Origin of the sequence: Vibrio rhizosphaerae, from assembly GCF_024347095.1 — a bacterium.
Taxonomy (GTDB): Bacteria; Pseudomonadota; Gammaproteobacteria; order Enterobacterales; family Vibrionaceae; genus Vibrio; species Vibrio rhizosphaerae.
Map to the genome: position 1 here is coordinate 1,234,304 of NZ_AP024903.1, position 23,232 is coordinate 1,257,535.

A 23,232-nucleotide genomic window follows, 5' to 3' on the forward strand; every position below is an offset into this window, starting at 1 on the left:
TGGTACATGATTTGAGTGAGGTACGTCTCACTATGTTTGATCAAACATATGGCATCAACTTTGGTGAATAAACAGGGCTCGAAATAAAAGATGAGAAAGCAGAAAGGGAGCGGTGAATCAACGTGTATAAGAACCGTTCATCAGAAAATAGAGTGAAGCGAGTGATGTTTTATTTATGTCGCCTTGATTGTTCGCCAATGCTTTATTGGTTATCAATATGAAATTGGTTGATATGTTTGTATTGCTAAATATTGATCGCGGATAAAAAACAAATTTTTTTATCAAAAATAATGTATCAATATTGAGAACAATATTGCTATTGATTTTTTTGTAACCTAAAATCTGCTCCCAATAAAAAATAATAAAAATCTCCCTTGTCGGGATTATATTCATGCTAGGTTGTTCCCTGAATGCGAAGACGTAATTTTCAGCAATTCGTGCTGTCTCAATATTTATTCCTTGCCTGTTGTATTTATTTTGTTTCTTTTGCTGCCTATAGCAATAATGGCAATGTTGCTATTTCTCCTGCGACGCAGGCGAGTATTGAGCAGGAGCAGCGGGAGCGTTTACAAGAGATAGAACGAGCCAAACAATCCGTACAGCAACTCAATGTGTTGCCGACGTTACCGGCACCTGAAGCCAGCCAGACTCAGCAGTGTTTCCCTGTGCAACAGGTTGTTTTTTCTGGTAATACAGTCTTTTCTGATCAGCAAATCTTGGCGTGGATTGATTTCAAACCAAGCTGTCAGGGACTGCCACAAATCAATGAATACCTGCGTGTGATTACCAATCAATATATCGGGGCCGGATATGTCACCTCGCGGGCTTATTTAGTCCCTCAGGATCTCAGCAGCGGTCAATTAAAGATTGTTATTCTTGAAGGTAAACTGGAAGCACTGAAATTTAATGGTCGGGTGGAAGGGTTTCTGAATAATGCTTTTCCGGGGTTAATTGATCATTTATTTAACCTGCGTGAAATCGAGCAGGGTCTCGACCAAATAAACCGCCTGTCCCGCTATAATGCCCAAATTAAAATCAGACCGGGTACCAAACAGGGATACAGTATTGTTGATATTCAGAGTGAGACGCGATTTTGGGGGAATACCTCTGTCGGTGTTGAAAACTCCGGTCAGAAATCAACGGGTGAAACCCAATTTCGTTACGCTCTCAATGCTGAAAATATAATTGATGCACTCGATCAGTGGTCTTTATCCGGCAGCCGGAGCCTTGATCCGCCGACCGGTCATGCTTCGGAAAGTCTGAGCCTGAGTCTGGACGTTCCCTACGGACGCTGGAATACCAATTACCGCACCACCTACAGCCATTATGAAAGTGGCTTTGTCAGTAATGGGTTTGTGTTCGGCACTTCGGGCAAAACCAACAGCCATGATGTAACGCTGAAACGGCTGCTGGCACGCGATGCTGAAAGTAAGTCTTTTGTCACGGTCGGGCTCAGTCACCGCCGCGAAAAAAATTATCTGATGGACAGCCTCATCATTTCCAGCTCACGCAATCTGTCCTCGGCTTATGTCGGGCTGGATTACAGCGCCCGGCTAGGCTCGGGTTTTATGAGCGTGTCACCACGGCTGACTCTGGGCTCAGACCTGTTCGGCGGGGAGCGCAATCAAGCGGGGTTTCCCAAAGCGCAGTTCCGTAAAGGGACACTCACCGCCAGTTATACCCAGCCGTTTCAGTCCGGCCTGATGTTCACCAGTACCCTGTTTGCCCAGTGGAGTAATGACACGCTCTACGGTAGCCAGCGCGTCAGTATCGGTGGTGAGTATTCGGTGCGCGGGTTTAAAGATGTCTCGATCAGCGGTGATCAAGGGTACTACTGGCGCAATGATCTCAGTTATCCGCTCGGCACACTTCCGTATATCGGTCAGATCAGTGCCCAGTGGGCCGTGGATACCGGGTCAATTGTCCGGGATAAAAATGATGAGCTGGAGCGCGGATCGCTGATGGGTAGCAGTCTCGGGATCCAGACCCGCAGCCGCCGGGTCAGCAGCAGTCTTGCCATCGGTGTACCACTGGATTCTCCCGGTGCGCTGGATGCGGATCACTACATCGTCAATTACCGTGTGAATATTGCAATTTAATCAGCAGTGAAGGGATGAAAACATGATAAAACCCGTGACTTTCTGGCAGCGTGCGTTGGTCTACTTTATCTGCTGGACATTCAATATTCAGCCGTTGCTGGCCAATGTGATTGTGGACAACAGCCAGCACAACACTTCGGTGAACCGTGCCGGGAACGGGGTTGAAGTGGTCAATATCGCCACACCCAACGCCAATGGTTTATCTCATAACCAGTACCAACAGTTTAATGTTGACCCGTCAGGCTTAATTCTCAACAACTCGACCGCGCAGGTGGCTCAGTCACAACTGGGCGGCTACTTGCAAAATAACCCCAACCTGCATGGTCAGGCCGCAACGGTGATCCTCAACGAAGTCACGGGAGCGAGCCGCAGTCAGTTACAGGGGTATACCGAAGTCTTCGGTCAGGGGGCTCCGGTGATCCTGACCAACCCGTACGGGATTACCTGTAATGGCTGTGGTTTTATCAACACGCCACGGGTGACCTTATCGACCGGTAACCCATTGATTGAAAATGGCAATGTCACCGGGTTTGATGTGTCTCAGGGCAGTGTCAGCATTGAAGGGCTCGGGCTTGATGCCACGCATCAGAGCTATTTTGACATCATCACCCGCACCGCGCAGCTCAATGCCGATATTCATGCCAATGACCTCAGCATCGTGACGGGGAAAAACCGGGTCAGTTATCAGAGTAATCAAGTCACGGCCACCACTGCCGACGATAAAGAAGCCGCCCCGGAGCTGGCGATTGATTCTTCCAATTTAGGCGGCATGTATGCCGGGCGGATTGCCTTGGTGGCAACCGATGCCGGAGTGGGAGTCAATGTCGGTAACCTGTCGGCGAGTCAGGGTGACATCCGCATCAGCGCAGACGGACAGATCACACTGGGTAAATCCAGTGCGCAGAACAACCTGACGGTCAGCAGCCAGTCCGGCGTGACTCTCAAGGGGAGTCAGTATGCGGGACAGACGGCTTCGCTATCAGGACATCGTATCCATGCCGATAGCAATACGCTTGCTGCCGGTCAAAACGTCTCACTGACTGCCACCGATACGGTGACACTCAACCAGAGTCTGGTTGAAGCCGGTGTGGATGCCGACGGCAAGCAACAGGCGGGCGGGGTTGTCGATGTGCAGGCGAATAACCTGACCCTGAATGCCGGTAACCTGATTGCCGGTCAGCAACTGACGACAGCAGTGGATCATATCACCGCAGATCAAAACAGCCTGATCTACGGTCAGAAGATGGCGCTCAATCAGCTCAGCAAACTTGATAACAGCGGTACGGTTGCGGCCAAAGATCAACTGAGCGTAAAGGGGACAGACGCGAGTCTGGTCGGTCATGGCAATATGACCGCCTCAGAGATTACGATGGATAGTGACCGTCTGACTCTGGATACCCACATTACCGCTCAAACACTGGCGGTACAGGCGAGTCAGAATCTGACCACCGGTGAGCAGAGTGAGGTGAGCGCCACCGATAAACTGACGGTGACGGCCGGGACGCTCAACCAGCAAGGTCAGCTGACAACCCGCGGAGACATGGATATCAATGCTGCGGATGCAATCTTAAAAGGGGACGTGGCTGCACAAGATATACAAGTAAAAGCACAACATCTGACTCAGGAAAGCGGCACGTTACAAGCAGGACAGACGCTGCATATCACCGGTGATACGGTGACGCTGTCGGGTGGCAGTGCCGGTAAAAACAGTGTCGGGATTGATGCCGGGCAATTGACCCTGAACGGGACACTCCAGTCCGGTGGGGATACCCATCTGACCGTCGTCAACGACATGCAGACCCGTGAGCAAAGTCAGTTGGTCACGCAAGGCTCATTACAGGCGACGGTCGGGACGCTGACTCAGCGTGGCAAGATGCAGTCCGGTGAGGATGTCACGTTAACGGGACACACGCTCAAGAACGAGGGGCTCGTTTCAGCAGTCGGCAATACTCATCTGACGGCACAGGCACAATTGACCAACCGTGGCACCGTGACATCCGGGCAGCAGCTCACCACGAATGCCGGTGCGGTGACCAGCAGCGGTGAGTTGTCGGCTCAGCAGAAGGTTGCCATGACTGTTGCCGGTCAACTGGATAATCAAACCAACGGTCTGATCTCCGGACAGGTGACCACCGTACAGGCAGGCTCGGTGAATAATGCCGGGCAGTTACAGTCGCTGACAGATTTAGGGCTGACCGCAGATGCGCTGAATAATAGCGGGACACTCGCGGCACTCAGTGATACAACGCTGAATGTTACCCATGATTTAACCAATCGCGGCGCGGTTTCGGCAGGGCATGATGTCCGTTTACTGACGGATAACCTGACCAACAGCGGTCAAGTGATTGCCAACGATAATCTGTTGATTGCCAAAGATCTCAATCAGACCCGGAACACGTCATTGAATAATACCGGTGGGAGTCTGGATGCCGGATCCGGCAGTCTGACGATCGCAACCCAAGGCGATCTACAGGTCAGTGCCGGTCAGCATCTCTTTGCCGGTAAGGATCTCACCGTTACTGCCGCAACGCTGAACAATAGTGGGGAAATCGCTGCTCAGAACAAGACCCGCCTGACTCTGGACGGTGTCACAACCGGCCAGCCTGTACTGACCAATCAAACGGGCGGGCTGATTTCCGGTCAGAGCACCAGCATTGACGCACAGTCGGTTGCTAACCACGGGCAACTTCAGGCACTGGGCGATTTAGGGCTGACGGCAACATCGCTGGCGAACAGCGGCACCTTAACCGCGCTGAACACCACGTTGGCCGTCCACGATCATCTCTTGAATACGGGAACCGTCTCCGCTGTCGAGAATATCAGCTTGCTGGCCGATCAGGTAGATAATCAGGGCCGGGTCTCTGCCGGTACTCATTTGTTGATCGCCGCCGATCAGGACAACAAGCGCAGCGACAGCCTGAATAATGCCGGTCGGGTTGAAACCCGCAATGGTGATATTGAGATTGTTACCGATGCCATGACCCAACAATCAAGCGGTCATATGATTGCCGGACATGATTTCCGGCTCGATGGCAATCAACTGGACAATGGCGGGGAACTGGCGGCAACCGGTAAGACCGATCTCCTGCTACATCAGCAACTGTTGAATCAGCAATCTGGTCTCATTTCCGGTCAGGTGACGGCCATTACGGCTCAGTCGGTGAATAACCAAGGACAGCTTCAGTCTCTGAGCGATCTCGGTCTAACCGCTGAGTCTTTCGGCAACAGTGGGGTACTGGCCGCGCTGGATAACACTTCGCTCCATATTAGCCACGATCTGACCAGCAGCGGTTCGATTCTCGCGGGTCATCAGATCGTATTGAATGCTGAGCAGCTTGATAACCGGGGACGTATCTCGGCCGGAGATGCTGCGATTGCAACACCGGCAACCGGACAAGATGACAGTCTGATCGTGACCGCAGATACACTGACCAACAGCGGTGAACTGCTGGCACGAGGTCGCAACCAGCTGACGCTGAATATGCAGCTGACCAACCAAACGGATGGTTTGATTTCCGGTCAAACCACTACCGTTAACGCGCAGTCAGTGACCAATCACGGTCAGCTTCAGTCTCTGACTGATCTCGGCTTAACCGCAGATGCACTGGCAAACAGCGGCACACTGGCCGCACTCAGCGATATGACGCTGAAAGTCGCACACCAGCTGAGTAACAGCGGAGCGGTGTCAGCCAGTCATGATGTCAGCCTGTTGACCGACAATCTGACCAATTCTGGGAAGGTGTTTGCCGGCAATAACCTGCTGATCGCTAAAGATAGTGGGCAGACTCGCACCACCACGTTCAACAATACCGACGGCAGCCTCACGGCGAAAGCGGGTCATCTTACGATTGCGACGCATGGTGATGTGGTTGTCAGTGCCGGGCAGCATCTGACTGCCGGGCAGAATGTAACTCTGCAAGCCAGCAGCCTGACCAATGACGGAGAAGTATCTGCACAAGGCAAGACCGCGCTGACACTCGACAACGCCCTGACCAACCACGGTTTAGTCTCCGGTCAGCAGACGACACTTGCAGCGCAGTCGGTCACCAACACTGGTCAGCTTCAGTCGCTGACCGATCTCGGTTTAACCGCAGATGCACTGGATAACAGCGGCACACTGGCGGCACTCAGCGATATGACGCTGAACGTCGCACACCAACTGAGCAACACCGGAGCGGTTCTCGCTGGCAGCAACATTCATCTGAATGCCACGAAGATGGAGAACCGAGGCCGTGTTTCGGCAGGTGATCAGGCCTTGATGACAGCGGATCAGCAAGCCGCCGGTCGGACGGATGCCAGTCTCAGCGTATCCGCGATCACACTGACCAACAGCGGTGAATTGCTGGCTCAAGGCAGTAATCAATTGACGCTGAATACGCAGCTGACTAACCAAACGGACGGCTTGATTTCCGGTCAAATCACCACCGTCAATGCTCCTGTGGTGACCAATGCCGGTCAGCTTCAGTCCCTGACCGATCTCGGTTTAACCGCAGATGCACTGAATAACAGCGGCACACTGGCGGCACTCAGCGATATGACGCTGAATGTCGCGCACCAGCTGAGTAACACTGGAGCAGTGTCAGCTGACCATGATGTCAGTCTGTTGACCGACAATCTGACCAATACCGGCAAGGTGTTTGCCGGGAATAACCTGCTGATTGCCAAAGATAGCGAGCAGACTCGCACCACCACGTTCAACAATACCGACGGCAGCCTCACGGCGAAAGCGGGTCATCTTACCATTGCAACCCATGGTGATGTGGTTGTCAGTACCGGGCAGCATCTGACTGCCGGACAGAATGTAACTCTGCAAGCCAGCAGCCTGACCAATGACGCGGAAGTATCTGCACAAGGCAAGACCGCGCTGATACTCGACAACACCCTGACCAACCACGGATTAGTCTCCGGTCAGGGGACGACGGTGACAGCGCAGTCTGTGAATAATACTGGTCAGATGCAGGCGCTCACTGATTTGGGATTGAACGCTGATGTGTTAGCAAACTCAGGGACTCTGGGTGCCGGGAATAATGCAGTGTTCAATATCATTCACACGCTGACCAGTAACGGCAATATTTCGGCTGGTAATAATGCCAGTCTGTTGGCCGATCAGGTGAATAACCAGAATAAAATTTATGCCAGAAACAGTGTGCTGATCGCCAAAGACAGCACGCAAACCCGAAGCAGCTCACTGACCAACAGCGGTCAGATTGATGCCAAACACGGCAGTATTTCGATTGCGACTCACGGTGATTTCACGGTTGGTGCCGGGCAGCATCTCTCTGCCGGGAAAGACCTGACTCTTGTGGCAGACGCACTGACCAATGACGGTGAACTGTCTTCACAAGGCATAACCACTATCGGCGTTGACGGGACACTCACCAATCATACCGCCGGGATTATTTCCGGTCAGAATACCGTGCTGCGTGCCGGAGCGACCACCAATCAGGGGCAGTTGCAGGCACTCAATGATTTGAACCTGACCACCGGCTCTCTGACCAACAGCGGTTCATTGGTTGCGCTGCATGATATGACGCTCAATGCGACGGGGCATGTTGATAACCACAGTTTGTTCTACGCCGGCCATGACGGCAATCTGTTCTCTGATAGCTTGACCAACTACAGCGATATTGTGGTGGGTAACGATCTGCTGATTGCCAGAGATAGCAATAAAACCCGCAGCCGTGACCTGACGAATAGTTCAGGGAGTATCGAGTCACTGGGCGGGAATATTGGTATTTACGCGGATACCGTACTGAATAAGCGGACCGTGTTGAATATTGTTAACCAGACTCAGGATTTGAGAGGGGCGATTCCTGGCGGTGGTGGACAAACAATTTATATTAGAGAGGGCAGTAAATATGCTCCAATTGTTGAGATTCACTCATCTCATAATGATCGCACAAATTGGACCTTCTATCGCATAGTAGGTGGTACGAATTGGACATTCGAAGCATATCGAGATCAACAAATATTACAAAATGCAAGTAATGTCTCTCGTATTTTGTCTGCATCGGATATTGTAATTGATACAAACAGTTTACAAAATAATACCAGCCAAATATCTGGTAAGAATATATTTATTACTGCTGATACACTAACAAATAAAGGCTACGAGTTTCAAAGTTATGTCACTTACTTTGATTATCAAATACGTAACCTTCATATTAGAGATATTTATCCCTATGATTTGCGCCAAGTTCGTCGAGTTGATTCAGGTATTATAGGTACCTTACAATCTTCTATCACCGCCCGCGATAATCTAACCCTCAACGTCCAAAATCGCACCAATAACTCGGTGATTGGGATTAACGCGGCTGGCGCGCAGCCAACCCAGTCAGCCCGTACTGCCCGTGCTACACAAGGGCCGTCAGGGACACAAGCGGGTGTTCACGTAACCCAAAATATACCGGATGCAGGTCAGGGGAGTGCATCCATACAAAATGCATCTGATTCAGCGCAGTCAGCGACAACACACAGCATCGAGCTGACCTCGCAGGGCAGTGATTCGGGCGCGGCCGTTCAGGCCGGGCAGACGTCGACCGGTTCAGGTTTGGCCGCGCAGTCGGCACCGAATCTAACCTCGGTCGCCCGGACTACCCCTCAAGGGAAATCGGCTACGACGGTAACGCTCAGTAACAGCAGCACTGTCACGGCACCGACGGTCAACTTACCCAATCAGAATCGTATTCCGTTCCCCGATTATCGGTTGCCGACCAGTCCGCATGGCTTGTTTGTTTTCTCTGACGGGCCGCAAAGTGATTATCTGATTGCCACCAATCCTGCGGTGACCAATCTGAATGATTTCCTCGGTTCGGATTATTTCAAAGACCAGTTAAATTACGATCCGGAGCGGAAGGAGAAGTTCCTCGGTGATGCGTATTACGATACCAGAACTATCTCGCAGGAAATTTTTGAGCAGACCGGTAAACGCTACCTGAATGAGGATATCGGCAGCGATCTTGCGCAGATGAAGCAGCTGATTGATTCGGCAGCACAGGAAAAAACCGCCTTAAACCTGAAAAATGGTGTGGCGTTAACCGATGAGCAAATTGCCCGTCTGAGTCACGACATCATTTGGTATGAACCGATTGAAGTGAATGGTCAGACGGTGATGGCACCGAAACTGTACCTGTCTTCTGCCTCGCAAGACAATATTTCAAACGGTGCATTACTTGCCGGCCGCAACGTCAATGTCACGACGGGTGACTTCGCCAATAGCGGTGCGGTGGCCGCCCGGGAAGATTTGAGTATTGCCAGCCGCAATGGGATCAGCAACACCCACGGCACGCTCAGTGCCAATGATGATCTGGCGCTGATCGCCACCGGGGATATTGTCAACCGGAGTGGGGTGATTTCAGGGGGGAATGTCCAGCTCAAAACGACTTCCGGTAACGTGGTCAACGAGACTCTCGTCAATAAAACGGATTATGGTAATGGTTTTGTTCACACAGAGGTGGGCCCGGAGAGTTTAATTCAATCCCGGACAACATTAGGAGTTTCTGCTGGTAAAGACATCGTCAGTAAAGGGGCAACAATTCGGGCGGGTGAAGGGACCGTTCTGCTTGCCGGTGGTGATGTGACTTTTGGCGCGGTTGAGCGTGAAACCCAACAGTCATTTCTTGATGGAGGGACTCGTCAGGTCATCAAAGACATTGTTCATTTAGGCTCAACGGTGAGTTCCGGCGGAGATTTAACCATTCAGGCTGGTAACAACTTCCATGCCACCGCTTCCGATCTCTCGGCGCAGGGCACTCTGATATTGGCCGCAGGTCATGATATTACGTTGGATACCGCAGTTGATACGGCTTACCGTTACAGTGACGGCGGCGGGCATACGCGTCAACTGAGCACCACGACCAACCAAGGCAGCAACCTGTCGGGTCGTGATGTCTTGCTGCAATCCGGCAACGATACCACACTGGTTAATGGTGGAATTCAGGCATCTGGTAATGTTGCCCTGAATGCCAAAGGTGATGTCAATATTCTGGCCGCTAATGACAGCCGCTATGAATACAGTAAATCAACCCACAAAAAATCGTTCGGCCGTTCGAAAACCACCATTCATGAAAGCCTGAAAGAAACCGTCCGTGGTAGCTCGATTGCAGCCGGTGGTGACATCACCATCAAGGCGCAAAAGTATAGCAACGCCAAGTTAGCCAACGGGCATAGCGATATTCAGGTGGTCGGCTCGAACCTCAATGCCGGTGATGCAATCAACCTCAGCGCTGACGGGGATGTGATTCTGTCAGCGCAGCAGTACCGCGAGTATCAATACAACCAGACCATCAAAAAAGGCTTCGGCGGCCTGAGTGGCAGTAACCGCGGTAATCTGGACGACGCGACGTTGCTCGAAGGTGCCAATACCATCGCGGCCAGCCATATCAATATCAACTCCGGCAAAAATATTGGCGTGATTGCCAGTACCGTCAGTGCCGGTGGTGATGTCAATATGCAGGCGCTGGATGAAGTGCTGGTAACCGCAGATAACATCCTGCGCCAAACTCAGCAGTGGGATGAAAAGAGCAGCTTCCTCAGTGGCGGACATCTGATGGAGATGTCATCAGACCGCGAAGGAATGCAAAGCAGTACCGCGCAGGGCAGCCAAATTGCCTCACACGGCAATGTCAACATTCAGGGCGGCAGTGTGGCACTGGTCGGCTCCGATGTGGGGGCCGGTGAAAACACGGTGCTCAAAGCCGATACCGGTCATCTGGATATCCGCTCGGCACAAAACAGCCTCCGTAAAACGTCACAGCACAAGCAAGTGAGCGTGGATTTTCCGACGTTTGAGCTGTTAAGCCACCCTGAATCAGCACTGCAAATTACCGATGGTCAAGTACGCTTCCGCATTGGTAAAGCGACGTATGATCAGGTGGAGAATCAGACGACTGCCACGACGCAGACCGGTTCGACGATTCTCGCCAACAATGATGTTTCACTCAGTGCCACCGGCGATCTGACGGTGACGGGCAGCCGGATCGCGGCAGACCAAGATGGCAGCGGTGCGGGTGATTTGAGTCTGGCGGCAGAGAATATCCTGATTCAGGAAGCCAAAGAGACCGAGCAGACGCAGAGTCAGGAAGTTCACGGTAAAGCTGAAGCGAGTCTGGTGGTTCAGCACCAAGCCGTGGAAGTGGCAAAAGCCGTGAAAGGATTGCAACAGGCAACCCAAGCCCTGAAACAGGCCAAGCAGGATTATCAACAGTACAAAAAACAACTGGCGTCACTGAAGGGTACGCTGGAGACGTTGCAAGCAGACTATGCAGCGAAAAAGCCGGGCGTCATGTTTGAGGATATCGAGGAGTTACAAGACCTCGTCTCAGACCTCAAGGGGGATGAAGCGTGGTATGCCGCTGGCATTGCGCTGGCTGCGGAGAATGTCACCTCAAAAACCACGTTGTTGGCAAAACAAAGTGATGCTGCGGTAAACAGTATCACTTCCGGTGCGTTTGGTTTTGATGCCGGGCTGCATCTGGATATTGATGCCGATAAACAAAACAGTCAGTCACAGCGGGTGACGTCGGTCGGCTCCCAATTGTCGGGGCAGAACGTCACCATTGAGGCAGGCCATCAAACCGGCCAGTCAGCGACGGTTCAGGGCTCAGTCATTCATGCGGATGACACCCTTGCTGTGAGTGGCAATCAGGTAAACCTGCTGGCGTCGGATGAGCAAAGCAGCAACACCAATGGCAGCGAGTCCGCGCATGTCGGTGCTTCGGTGACGTTATTCGGGGCGAACAGCGGGGTCAATCTCGATGCCAGCTATAGCCGTAATGAAAGCGTCTCCCAAAGCCAGACTCATACCAACAGTGTGCTGAGTGCCGATCATATCCGAATCACCTCAGACGGGGATACCGATGTGAACGGTGCCGACGTTGCGGCGAATGAGCAACTGGATATGTCCGTTGGCGGTGACCTGAATGTGGCTTCGGTACAGAACCGTTACAGCAGCACCAACCACGGTGGCTCTGTCAGTGGCGGGGTGGGTCTCTCCGGTGGGGATGTCGGCAAAGGTGGTGCTGTGAGCGGTTTTGACCATGCCGGGAACTTACAGGGCGTGAATAGCGGAGTGAACCTCTCAAACGGGCGTTCACATAGCCGGGAAACCATGCTGACCCGTATCACTTCCGGTGGTGATGCCAATATCACCGTGGGTGGCAATACCGATATCAAAGGCGCGACGATTGCGACGGTTAACGAAGACGGCAGCGACACCGGTCGGCTTCACCTCGAAACCGGCACGCTGAGTTATACCGACCTGAGTAACACGCGTGATACCAGCAGCCGCAATGCAGGTGTCAGCTCGAGTGTCAGTATCGGCCCGGATAAGGATGGTGCGACTCAAATAGATGCGTCCCGTAATTCATCGAGATATCAGTACACCAATCAAAGTGGTTATCACAAGAGTAAAACGCTGGCGACGGTCGGACAGGGCGTGCTGCGTATCGAGGACACACGCAACAGTGATGATACCGAGCGTCTGAACCGGGATGTCACCAGCACGACTAAAGACCTGTACTCAGTGGATCGTCAGCAGGGCAACTTTGATGTCACGGTGGACCATCGGTGGTTGAGTGAGACCGGGCGTGGACAAATCAAGGAAGACTTTAAACGCAATGCAATCACTGGCACTGCGATTGCCGATGCGGTAACGAAAAAGAGCGTAGGCTTATTGAGTGATGACGACAGTGGTGTCAGCAGCCTGCGGGAGCATGTGGGACAGAAGCAAGGGTTCTTTACCGCAGCAAAAACATTTGTGACAAGCGATGACAATCAGGCGTATGTCGAGACACTCAATAACCCGACTGCAACTCCGGCGCAAAAGGAGGCGGCTTATCAGGCACTGTCAGCATCCGTTGCTGAGCAGTTTGGTTTGAACCCTGCACAAGTGATGACAGCGCTGGTCAACACAGCGAATGATCAGCCCGCGAAAGGCGCATATGCGGCAGGGAAGGTGCTCATTAATGATGCTGCACATTACCGTCTTGAAGATATTGTCAACACCATCGGCCATGAAACCCAACATTATCTGGATGATGCTCAAAGTACCGGTACACATAATGATGCCTATAAGGCGAACCGGGAAGAGTATGCCGACACGATGGGTGAAGCAACTGAAGATTATGTTGGTTTCAACTTCGCCAATACAGGGCGTGGCGATTTCGGTGGCTGGAATTTACAGCGAGGCACAAATCACAGTGATTTAGTTCGAGAAAATACACAAACGGCAGCACCATTATTACGAGACCCGACGATTGATTATCGTCAGCCGAACGCTGATGAGCGAACTGCGATTCTGGCACTTGCCGGGAATGATAAGCGCCGTCAGCAAGAGCTGAAAGAGGCCGCCTGTGCCTTGACGCATTGCTCTGCGGAATATGCAGTCGGCACAGAAAAATATAATGAAATGAAAGCCCTTGAAGAGGCAGGGGCCAGCAATCCGGAAGCACAGGAAGTGTTGTTGAAATATAGCTTCCTGAAAGTTGCCGACAATATGAATATGGCAACGGTGGTGGACAAATTATTTGGCTACACCGACAGCGATGTGCGGACGGATCGGTATCAAGCGGGTATGGATCAAGGGACTGAGAATAGTCTGAAAGCATTCAATGAGGCCTACGGAACCAATATCACTAAAGAGCAGTTTGAGTCAGGGGTTGGTTTCTTGAGTGGTCTTGCCGCTGGATTCGGTGCGGCGAAAGGAGGCAAATATGTTGGCGCAGCGACTGCGGAGGATGCGGCAGCATATAAGGCACTCAAGGGGATAGGGGAGAAAGCTAATTCGGTTAGTTCAGAGTCAGTTGAAGGGAAATTGTCTACGACTTATAGCTCTAGTAGTGGTGTCCCTACTTCTGTCATTCGACGAGACAGTGATTTTTATGCAACAACCAATTATAGAAATCAGAAAAAAGCGTATATAGATGAGAATGGCAATTTGATCCCAGCTAACCCAGATGGAAATGTTACTATTCAACAACATATCCGTGGTTCTGATCCAGCAAAAAGTAATAGTCAGTATATCTCGGCAACCGCAGTCGATGGTAACACTGCCAAAACTAAGAAAAATTATGGTTCTGAAGAAATAGAAATTTATACCGCTCGCTTACAGCAGGATATTGATTCAGGTAAAATTGAACATGTTAAAATTATTACCCCTCAGCAGGTACAAGCCGCACTTCAACAAAAGATTGAGAAGGCACAAGAGCGCTATGATGCTAATCCTAGTCAAGCAAATTTTGATAGGCTTGATAACGCGAAGAGGGATTTGTCTAACGCTGTGAGGGATAATGAGTGTTTAATTTCTGGCTGTGTTCCTCGTGATTACATTAAAAAAGGCGTAGTAGATGAGTAGTTTGCAAGAATTAATGGGACAAGAGATTTATGATCTTTTATACACTCACTATGATAGAGATGGCTGTCTAGTTGATGACATGGATGATATTTTCTATTGTGAGAATGAAGAGATCCCTCAAGAGCGCATTCCGAAGTTAGAGGCTTTACTAAAGCCGATCCATGACCCGAAAGACTCATTAATCCCTCTTGAAGCATGTAGATTTCTCGCGGCTTGGGGAAGTGAACGAGCTATTGACTATTATGAATATTGTGTTGATTATCGTATTGATAAATTAGGTAATTTAGAACCACATCGCCTGCATGCATTTTACGATACGACATATGAGGGTTTTATATCTAGTGTTCGTCATTATTATGCAAGATGTGCTGATACTTCTTTCAGCCAAGGAGAGTATGCGAGAAAAAGAATATTTCCACTGACGACAAAAATATTGTTACTGCTTTGTGAAGTAACGTTGGATGTGACATTCTTTATACAGTTGGTTAGTCATGAAGGGTGGAAAGAATATCTACCGACTTTAAAAAAATGTTTTTTGTATCTGGATAAACAATCCGATGATGATCTAAATAAACAATGGAATATTGATGCGATAAGAAATTTAATTTTAGAGTGGGAACCTGAATTTTTTTCAAGTGAGTAATTACTGGGTAATCTGGAACTTCGGTTCCAGGCTACCCCAAACAAACCCTTTCCACCAATCTTTTCAACCGTTGCACTTCACTTTCCAGAAATTCCAACTCCTCAACTGTAATCTCATAATGCTCCGAATATCGGGCCTCGATATAGGCGCGTTGTAGGCGGCGGAAGCAGCGGCGGTGGAATTTGTTGTCGAGCGGGAAAATGGTTGCAAATTCAGCATCGATTTGGGCGCATAGTTTCCCCAGTTTTTCAATATTGTGGGATTTAGGTAAGTAGTTGGTGCAGGTGAGTAGGGTACAGGCAAAGAGCCTTTCTGTGACTTGATGAAGCATGAATGCAGAAATTTTCTCATCCCCTTTTTCTAAACTGAACTGGAAATGATCAAAGAAACCATTGGCACTTTTGAACCACTGTTCATAATGCTTACGGGCAATTTCCTGCTTTTCTGCTTCGGTTAGATCTCCCGGCTCTGCCAGCGGTTTTGGGGTGGCGGCAAACAGTTCAATCCCTTCTTCGCGGATATCTTTGAAGAAATAATGCCCCTGTTGTAGCCGCTCGTTGACTTCCTGCAAATCATGGACAATCAATCCCAGCGGTGCCGAAGTAACTTTACGGTCGATCTGCTCTTTGGCACGTTGCCAGACCACATCTTCTTCAACCAGCGCAGCTTTATTTACAATCACCAGAATATCGTAATCGCTGATATAGCCATTGACCGGATCGTTGACCCAAGTGCCTTTGGCATGGCTGCCGAACAGGATGATTTTCACAATCCGAAACTCGCTTTTACTCGCCGTTTTACCCTGAAGATAGTCTTCCAGCGTATCGCGCAGAATGATCGATATGGTGGCAAGCTCCTGCTGTTTGGATTCGGGCAAATGGTCGAGAGATGTTTTCATAAAGCGATATTCGGTCGGTGTGGATTGAATGGCTCATAGGATAAAAGAAGCGGGCAGCAAAAAACACTGTTTGTCATGGTTTTAGTGGTGTTGTCTAGGGAAATGCGACGGGGTTCGGTTTTATTGATTTGTCTTATTGTAGCCTCCGGCACCGAAATATGACGTACTTTAAGGTGTGTGTCCTGATAAGCCGATGTGAACGGTGCCGACGTTGCGGCGAATGAGCAACTGGATATATCCGTTGGCGGTGACCTGAATGTGGCTTCGGTACAGAACCGTTACAGCAGCACCAATCACGGTGGCTCTGTCAGTGGCGGGGTGGGCCTCTCCGGTGGGGATGTCGGCAAAGGTGGTGCTGTGAGCGGTTTTGACCATGCCGGGAACTTACAGGGCGTGAATAGCGGAGTGAACTTCTCAAACGGGCGTTCACATAGCCGGGAAACCATGCTGACCCGTATCACTTCCGGTAGTGATGCCAATATCACCGTGGGTGGCAATACCGATATCAAAGGCGCGACGATTGCGACGGTTAACGAAGACGGCAGCGACGCCGGTCGGCTTCACCTCGAAACCGGCACGCTGAGTTATACCGACCTGAGTAACACGCGTGATACCAGCAGCCGCAATGCAGGTGTCAGCTCGAGTGTCAGTATCGGCCCGGATAAGGATGGTGCGACTCAAATAGACGCGTCCCGTAATTCATCGAGATATCAGTACACCAATCAAAGTGGTTATCACAAGAGTAAAACGCTGGCGACGGTCGGACAGGGCGAGCTGCGTATCGAGGACACACACAACAGCGATGATACCGAGCGTCTGAACCGGGATATCACCAGCACGACCAAAGACCTGTACTCAGTGGATCGTCAGCAGGGCAACTTTGATGTCACGGTTGACCACCGGTTGCTGAGTGAGGCCGGGTGGAAGGAGATTGCTGAGGATATACAAAGAAACAAACTGGCAGGAAAATCTCTGGTTGATATCGCACTGGAAGATTCGGTTAGCCTAAGTAATGCACTTGAGCATGTTGACGTTGTGCAGAAAGAGCTGGATGTTGAGATGCTGGTTGCCAGCCGTAATGGTAAATCTACAGTCAGTCTGAACAATCTGAATATGGCAACGGCAGCCCAGAAACAGCAGGCCATTAATGATTACGCGGTGGCGTACGCACAGGTCTTCGGTATCAGTATAGAAAGTGCACTTGTGATTGCAGTCGATAAATCGATGGGTGGTGCGCATTACATGGGGCAAAACGGCAGCAATATCGTGATTAACGATGCAGCTATGAAAAATGCTCAGGCTTATATGCGAACTCTAGCCCATGAGGTGACACATGGGTTGACTGCACAGGGTGCCGTCTCTGACAAAGGAAGCTCGGCACTGAATGAGGAATATTCCGATCTGATTGGTGGCTATGCTGAGGATAACTTTGCTTTTGCGCTGGAGCATGCTGGGTTGGGTGACCTGAATACGGGAGATGTGAACAACCATATTGGCAATGGTACGGTTCTGACACAGAACAACTGGAATACCATTAAAGATGTTCCGGTGAGTCAGTTAGATTTTGAGATTGTCAGAGATGGCGGCTACAAAAATTTCTCTCAGTTAGTGCAGTCCGAGCCTCGCTTGAATGAGATGACATTAGGGCAGATGAATGCATTGCTTGATAATGTCACTTATCTGATGACTTACGGTGATGGTGTTGCCAACTCACCAGCAGCGGCTTCTGAGAAAATGGCTTATGTCCTTGAGAAGCTGAAACAGCAGGGAACGGATCCGAAAGTGATTCAATTCCTGAAAGATAATACATCCAGAATGTCAGATATCATCGGTCCAGATCGTGAACAATATCATGCGTTAGGGAGAGCATTGATCAATGTCACGACAATGGGCGTGGCAGATATGATTCGGGATCCGTCAACCAGTGAACGAGTGCGGGCAATTCAGGCAGTCTGGGATAATGCATTTACAGCGGCAGGAGTCCCTTCAGCTGGTATTGGGCTTGCAAGTTTAGGAGCGGATATCGCCCAGTTGTTGGGTAAGAAAGGCGTCGCACTATTAAGCAAAGATGAGTTTATTGCCACGGCAAAAGCTTGGGATGTGGATATCACTCAAGCGTCGAAGCAAGAAATGGATGGGTTGTATCAGGAGTATGCGCAGGCGAGTGGTAAGCTGGATACAGTTATTTCTCCTGAAATGGAGTCTAAAATCCTTTATGGACAACGAGCTACAAACAGCAAGGGTAATCCAACAAATCGTTTAATTGGTGCTCATAGTGGGAATATTAGTGATGAAACCCCTAACTTTGCAGTGGAAACTATTTCGATAAATAGTGATGGAACAAGGAATGTGAAACTTATCACTCAATTTGATGATGGAAATGTTTCAAAAATTAAAAACAGTACACTATTTCCTGAAAGCTGGAGTGATGGGGAAATATTGTCGGCTGTGCAGCAAACGGGTCGTAGTCAACCTTTAGCTACAAGAGCTTCAGATGGCGCTACTTTATATCAGTCTGAAGTTAATGGGGTTAAAATTGAAGTTATTAAAGTTGGTAATAAAGTAACTGCTGGTTATCCATGTGGAAATAACTGTACAGATGTTTCCACGTTTTAAGGAGATATAATGTTTCAAGAGTTTGATAATTATTTGAATTCCCTTTTCTCATCTGATTATTGGGCAGATGAAGGGATCAGTATCGCAGAAAATATGTTGTCGAAATTTTCTAATACGGACTGGGATATGCTTAAAGATTCTGTGGGTTTTCGTGACTCAAAATGGTTAGTTAAATGTGCAGAGGTTTTAGGTGAAAACGAGAGTTCCATAGCATTTAACATCCTTATGAAAATCGCCATTAATGATAATCTAGAAGTGAAGATTGCTGCTCTGGATTCAATAAATTCCCTATTTGACTATATAAGTGATAGTGATCTTGATGGGCTGAAAGATGTGATTGACGGAGTCGATGTGTTAGATAGCCATGTTACTAGAATGATGCTTAATTCCTTAGAGAGAAAAATAAACCAGAGATAGAGATGATGAATTTAACAAACAGCCATTCTGGAGACTGTTCATTATTCTGTACCTCACCCATGTTTATAAATCCAGATAGGGCCAGCCTTCAGCTCTGCGTCCGCTCCAAACAAACCCGTTCCACCAATCTTTTCAACCGCTGCACTTCACTTTCCAGAAATTCCAACTCCTCAACCGTAATTTCATAATGCTCCGAATATCGGGCCTCGATATATGCCCGTTGCAGACGGCGGAAGCAGCGGCGGTGGAACTTGTTGTCGAGCGGGAAAATCGTTGCAAATTCAGCATCGATTTGGGCGCATAGTTTCCCCAGTTTTTCGATATTGTGGGATTTAGGTAAATAATTGGTGCAGGTGAGTAGCGTGCAGGCGAATAAATGTTCACTTGCTTGATGGAGTAAAAACGCAGCTTTTTTCAACCAATGGTTTTGCATCGTTACTTGGTGTAAAGCAATAAACTGAACTGCACTTTCAAACCACTGTTCATAATGCTTACGGGCAATTTCCTGCTTTTCTGCTTCGGTTAGATCCCCCGGCTCTGCCAGCGGTTTTGGGGTGGCGGCAAACAGTTCAATCCCTTCTTCGCGGATATCTTTGAAGAAATAATGCCCCTGTTGTAGCCGCTCGTTGACTTCCTGCAAATCATGGACAATCAATCCCAGCGGTGCCGAAGTGACTTTACGGTCGATCTGCTCTTTGGCGCGTTGCCAGACGACATCTTCTTCAACCAGCGCGGCTTTATTCACAATCACCAGAATATCATAATCACTGATATAGCCATTGACCGGATCGTTGACCCATGTGCCTTTGGCATGGCTGCCGAACAGGATGATTTTCACAATCCGAAACTCGCTTTTACTCGCTGTTTTGCCTTGAAGATAGTCTTCCAGCGTATCGCGCAGAATGGTCGATATGGTGGCAAGCTCCTGCTGTTTGGATTCGGGCAAATGGTCGAGAGATGTTTTCATAAAGCGATATTTGGTCGGTGTGGATTGAATGGTTCATAGGATAAAAGAAGCGAGCGGCAAAAAACACTGTTTGTCATGGTTTTAGTGGTGTTGTCTAGGGAAATGCGACGGGGTTCGGTTTTATTGATTTGTCTTATTGTAGCCTCCGGCTCCCAGATTTGACGCACAATTGCGTTTTTCGGTTTCAGAGGCATCAGTGCTCCGTGCGCCAGTTCATCTTTCAAAGATGAAAGACGAACCAGAAAATCTTTTTTGTTTGGCGGTGTCGCACGTTGTCCAGAAACGACTTTTACGGGCGTCCTGCCCGGAAAAGCCTAACCATTCATCCTTGAATGGTTTTCTTTGTTGAGTGGTTGATTCTAGTTGGGTGAAACATTGAATCAACGAAGCCAAATTGATCGATGATCTCAGGGTAAAATTCATGGATGAATTTTAAGCTTTTTGTGAGCAGGAGCGAATAAAAGTGACCCTGATTATGTGCACTGAACTCAAACCCTAAGCATTTTGGGGTACTTTTTCTGCTGTGAAAAAGTACCTGGGGCGCAGGCGGAGGTGGTAATGAGATCGGAGAAGTCATTGCGCACCAAACACCCGCATTACAATTTTATCTTCTTGGCCTCCGGCTCCCAGATTTGACGCACAATTGCGTTTTTCGGTTTCAGAGGCATCAGTGCTCCGTGCGCCAGTTCATCTTTCAAAGATGAAAGACGAACCAGAAAATCTTTTTTGTTGGCTTGGGCGTGTGCTTTCCAGAACCGGCTTTTACGGGCGTCCTGCCCGGAAAAGCCTAACCATTCATCCTTGAATGGTTTTCTTTGTTGAGTGGTTGATTCTAGTTGGGTGAAACATTGAATCAATGAAGCCAAATTGATCGATGATCTCAGGGTAAAATTCATGGATGAATTTTAAGCTTTTTGTGAGCAGGAGCGAATAAAAGTGACCCTGATTCAGTGCGCTGAACTTAAACTTTAGGCCTTTTGGGGTACTTTTTCGGCCTTGAAAAAGTATCTGGGGCGCATTCGGAGATGGCAATGAGCTCGGAGAAGTCATTGCGCACCAAACACCCGCATTACAATTTTATCTTCTTGGCCTCCGGCTCCCAGATTTGACGCACAATTGCGTTTTTCGGTTTCAGAGGCATCAGTGCTCCGTGCGCCAGTTCATCTTTCAAAGATGAAAGACGAACCAGAAGATCTTTTTTGTTGGCGTGGCCGTGTGCTTTCCAGAACCGACTTTTACGGGCATCCTGCCCGGAAAAGCCTAACCATTCATCCTTGAATGGTTTTCTTTGTTGAGTGGTTGATTCTAGTTGGGTGAAACATTGAATCAATGAAGCCAAATTGATCGATGATCTCAGGGTAAAATTCATGGATGAATTTTAAGCTTTTTGTGAGCAGGAGCGAATAAAAGTGACCCTGATTCAGTGCACTGAACTCAAACCCTAAGCATTTTGGGGTACTTTTTCGGCCTTGAAAAAGTATCTGGGGCGCAGGCGGAGGTGGTAATGAGATCGGAGAAGTCATTGCGTCCCAAACAACAGAGCCACCATTTGGCATGATGGCCTGATAGTCTTGATTGTTATGCTTTGGTTTAACAGTAGACATTATGGCAGATCCGATGTTTGCCATTTTGCCATGAGGGCTGAGGGTTTTTGTATATAAGGTGCCCACCGTGTATCACCGTCCAAAAAGGTTTTTTCAAACGCGAGCACGAGCGCTGCCACACCTCGACCTGCCTGAGTAGGATAAGCCCAGTCAAAATGACCACCAAGACCTAATACGGCTAGAATTTTGGGGGTGTTTGAAATTGATCGGTAAACGCCATCTGATTGACCGAGGCCGCCGAGAACGGTGGTATCCAGAGCACCGTTAAGTAACAAGGCTGGAATTTTGATTAACCGGCCACTGGCATAAGCGGCATCAAGAAGCTCCTTCGGTGAATACCAGGAATAGATGTCAGTGTTATACCAGGCGGTCATGTTGTGGCCAGCAAGACTTAGAACTGTTGCGAGTTCGTCTCTGTGTTTGCCCGCATTAATCCAAGAGGCTCCTCCGCCCATAGACCATCCCATGATTCCGACTTTGTCTGTATCCAGCTTACCTCTGAGAGGGCTGCCCAAACGGGTGTTTTCGCTTCTAAGGGCCTTAACGACTCGCCATTGCTGATTGTCTCGGGCTGTCACTTGGTCAAAAATGGTGGTGGTATCCATCGTGACAAGAACTATACCGTGAGATGCAAACCAAGGCCCCCAGGCTGCAAAAGCGATCTGTTTGGACATAAACGGTGGGCAGAACACAATGCCTGAATATGGTGGTTCTGCATTGGCGGGATAATATACCCTGGCTCTTGCCGGTAAGTTGACATAGGCACCGGGAAGCTCGTATGAGCTGACATCATAGGGGCCTTTTTCGTCGTATAGGCCGGGGGCTTCTTCATCACGACAGATGGCTCCATCCGGACAACTGCCACTAATGTGGTTCTCGGCGTGACGGCGCAGTGTAAATATCTGATTTTCATTGCCAGTGCTGGTCGATTGCATGACGTTGGTATCGTTTTCTTCGGATAAATTATTAACATTCAGGCTCATGTCTGTGCCGCGGGTAATAATCTGATAATTGCCGTTTCCAGTTTCAGCAAATCGGAACTGTTGACAGGCGCCACCCTCATAGCGCCATGTCTGGATATTGGCACCAACATTCGGACTGCATTTGGATACGTCGAACGCTTGGTCTGGCGCGATAACTGGTGTGATCCGGTGCCAGATTCCGTCGACGGGAGTAATGATGAATTTCTGGGATTCACCGCCCCAATAGTCATTCAGAGTAATGTTCGTACCGTCTATGGTGCCCCACTGCGAGGTGTCCAGCGCCTTGCCACTTTGGGTAACGATCAAAGAATACGTGCCGTTGATAATAGCATTTTCAGCAAAGGCCCCTTTGACAACGAAAGTCATTAGCATCAGTACTATCATATACATGATGGAGGTGACTTTGATTTTATGATTGTCTTTCATGGTGTCTCCTTATTGTTTCTTATTCCAAGTAAACAATTTTTTGGTAAACCAACTGAGTTTTGACTTTTTTAAAAGAGTCATTTTTCACGCTATTGACACAGGTATGAAAATACCTTTGGTTAAAAAATGTACAACAGCTAAGGCAAACATAGCAAAGATGTTGCATATATGTAGCAAGAAATGCATAAAGTGTGTGTCACTGTACATATTTGAATGCGATGAAATTC

10 protein-coding genes are annotated in these 23,232 nt (G+C 49.2%); 5 read left to right on the plus strand and 5 right to left on the minus strand.

Annotated features, from left to right (window positions below; translation table 11 throughout):
• Positions 1-410 precede the first annotated feature (410 nt).
• The 3 genes from OCV37_RS05350 to OCV37_RS05360 are packed head-to-tail and all read left to right on the plus strand — an operon-like array spanning position 411 to position 15,094.
• The gene (locus OCV37_RS05350) at positions 411-2,099 is read left to right on the plus strand and encodes a ShlB/FhaC/HecB family hemolysin secretion/activation protein (RefSeq protein WP_038181743.1); all 1,689 of its coding nucleotides are present in this window, start codon (positions 411-413) and stop codon (positions 2,097-2,099) included.
• Positions 2,100-2,121: 22 nt separating this feature from the next.
• Positions 2,122-14,451, plus strand: coding sequence for a two-partner secretion domain-containing protein (locus OCV37_RS05355; protein ID WP_261888125.1), 12,330 nt, complete (start codon positions 2,122-2,124; stop codon positions 14,449-14,451).
• Positions 14,444-15,094: a hypothetical protein gene (locus OCV37_RS05360; RefSeq protein ID WP_157634984.1), complete on the plus strand. Its 651-nt coding sequence runs from the start codon at positions 14,444-14,446 to the stop codon at positions 15,092-15,094. Before OCV37_RS05355 ends, OCV37_RS05360 begins: the two co-directional genes overlap by 8 nt.
• Positions 15,095-15,125: 31 nt before the next feature.
• Here the strand turns inward: OCV37_RS05360 and OCV37_RS05365 are convergent, their stop codons facing one another.
• Positions 15,126-15,992 carry a HEPN domain-containing protein gene (locus OCV37_RS05365; protein WP_038181733.1) on the minus strand — a complete coding sequence of 289 codons (867 nt, stop codon included), beginning with the start codon at positions 15,990-15,992 and terminating at the stop codon, positions 15,126-15,128.
• Positions 15,993-16,187: 195 nt separating this feature from the next.
• Between OCV37_RS05365 and OCV37_RS05370 the strand changes: the two genes are divergently transcribed.
• Both OCV37_RS05370 and OCV37_RS05375 read left to right on the plus strand, forming a co-directional pair.
• On the plus strand, positions 16,188-18,608 hold the full coding sequence (locus OCV37_RS05370; protein ID WP_261888126.1) for an EndoU domain-containing protein: 2,421 nt from the start codon (positions 16,188-16,190) through the stop codon (positions 18,606-18,608).
• A gap of 9 nt (positions 18,609-18,617) precedes the next feature.
• Complete coding sequence (locus tag OCV37_RS05375; RefSeq protein ID WP_038181741.1) at positions 18,618-19,025, plus strand: hypothetical protein; 408 nt, start codon at positions 18,618-18,620, stop codon at positions 19,023-19,025.
• 88 nt (positions 19,026-19,113) lie between these two features.
• Here the strand turns inward: OCV37_RS05375 and OCV37_RS05380 are convergent, their stop codons facing one another.
• The 4 genes from OCV37_RS05380 to OCV37_RS05395 form a co-directional block, all read right to left on the minus strand.
• Complete coding sequence (locus OCV37_RS05380) at positions 19,114-19,992, minus strand: HEPN domain-containing protein (protein WP_261888127.1); 879 nt, start codon at positions 19,990-19,992, stop codon at positions 19,114-19,116.
• 596 nt (positions 19,993-20,588) lie between these two features.
• Positions 20,589-20,888, minus strand: a complete 300-nt coding sequence (locus OCV37_RS05385; RefSeq protein WP_261888128.1) for a hypothetical protein — start codon at positions 20,886-20,888, stop codon at positions 20,589-20,591.
• Between the two features lie 173 nt (positions 20,889-21,061).
• A complete protein-coding gene (locus tag OCV37_RS05390) occupies positions 21,062-21,361 on the minus strand; it encodes a hypothetical protein (protein WP_261888129.1) in 300 nt (99 codons plus the stop codon).
• 234 nt (positions 21,362-21,595) lie between these two features.
• On the minus strand, positions 21,596-23,005 hold the full coding sequence (locus OCV37_RS05395; RefSeq protein WP_051680565.1) for a poly(ethylene terephthalate) hydrolase family protein: 1,410 nt from the start codon (positions 23,003-23,005) through the stop codon (positions 21,596-21,598).
• Between the last annotated feature and the right edge of the window lie 227 nt (positions 23,006-23,232).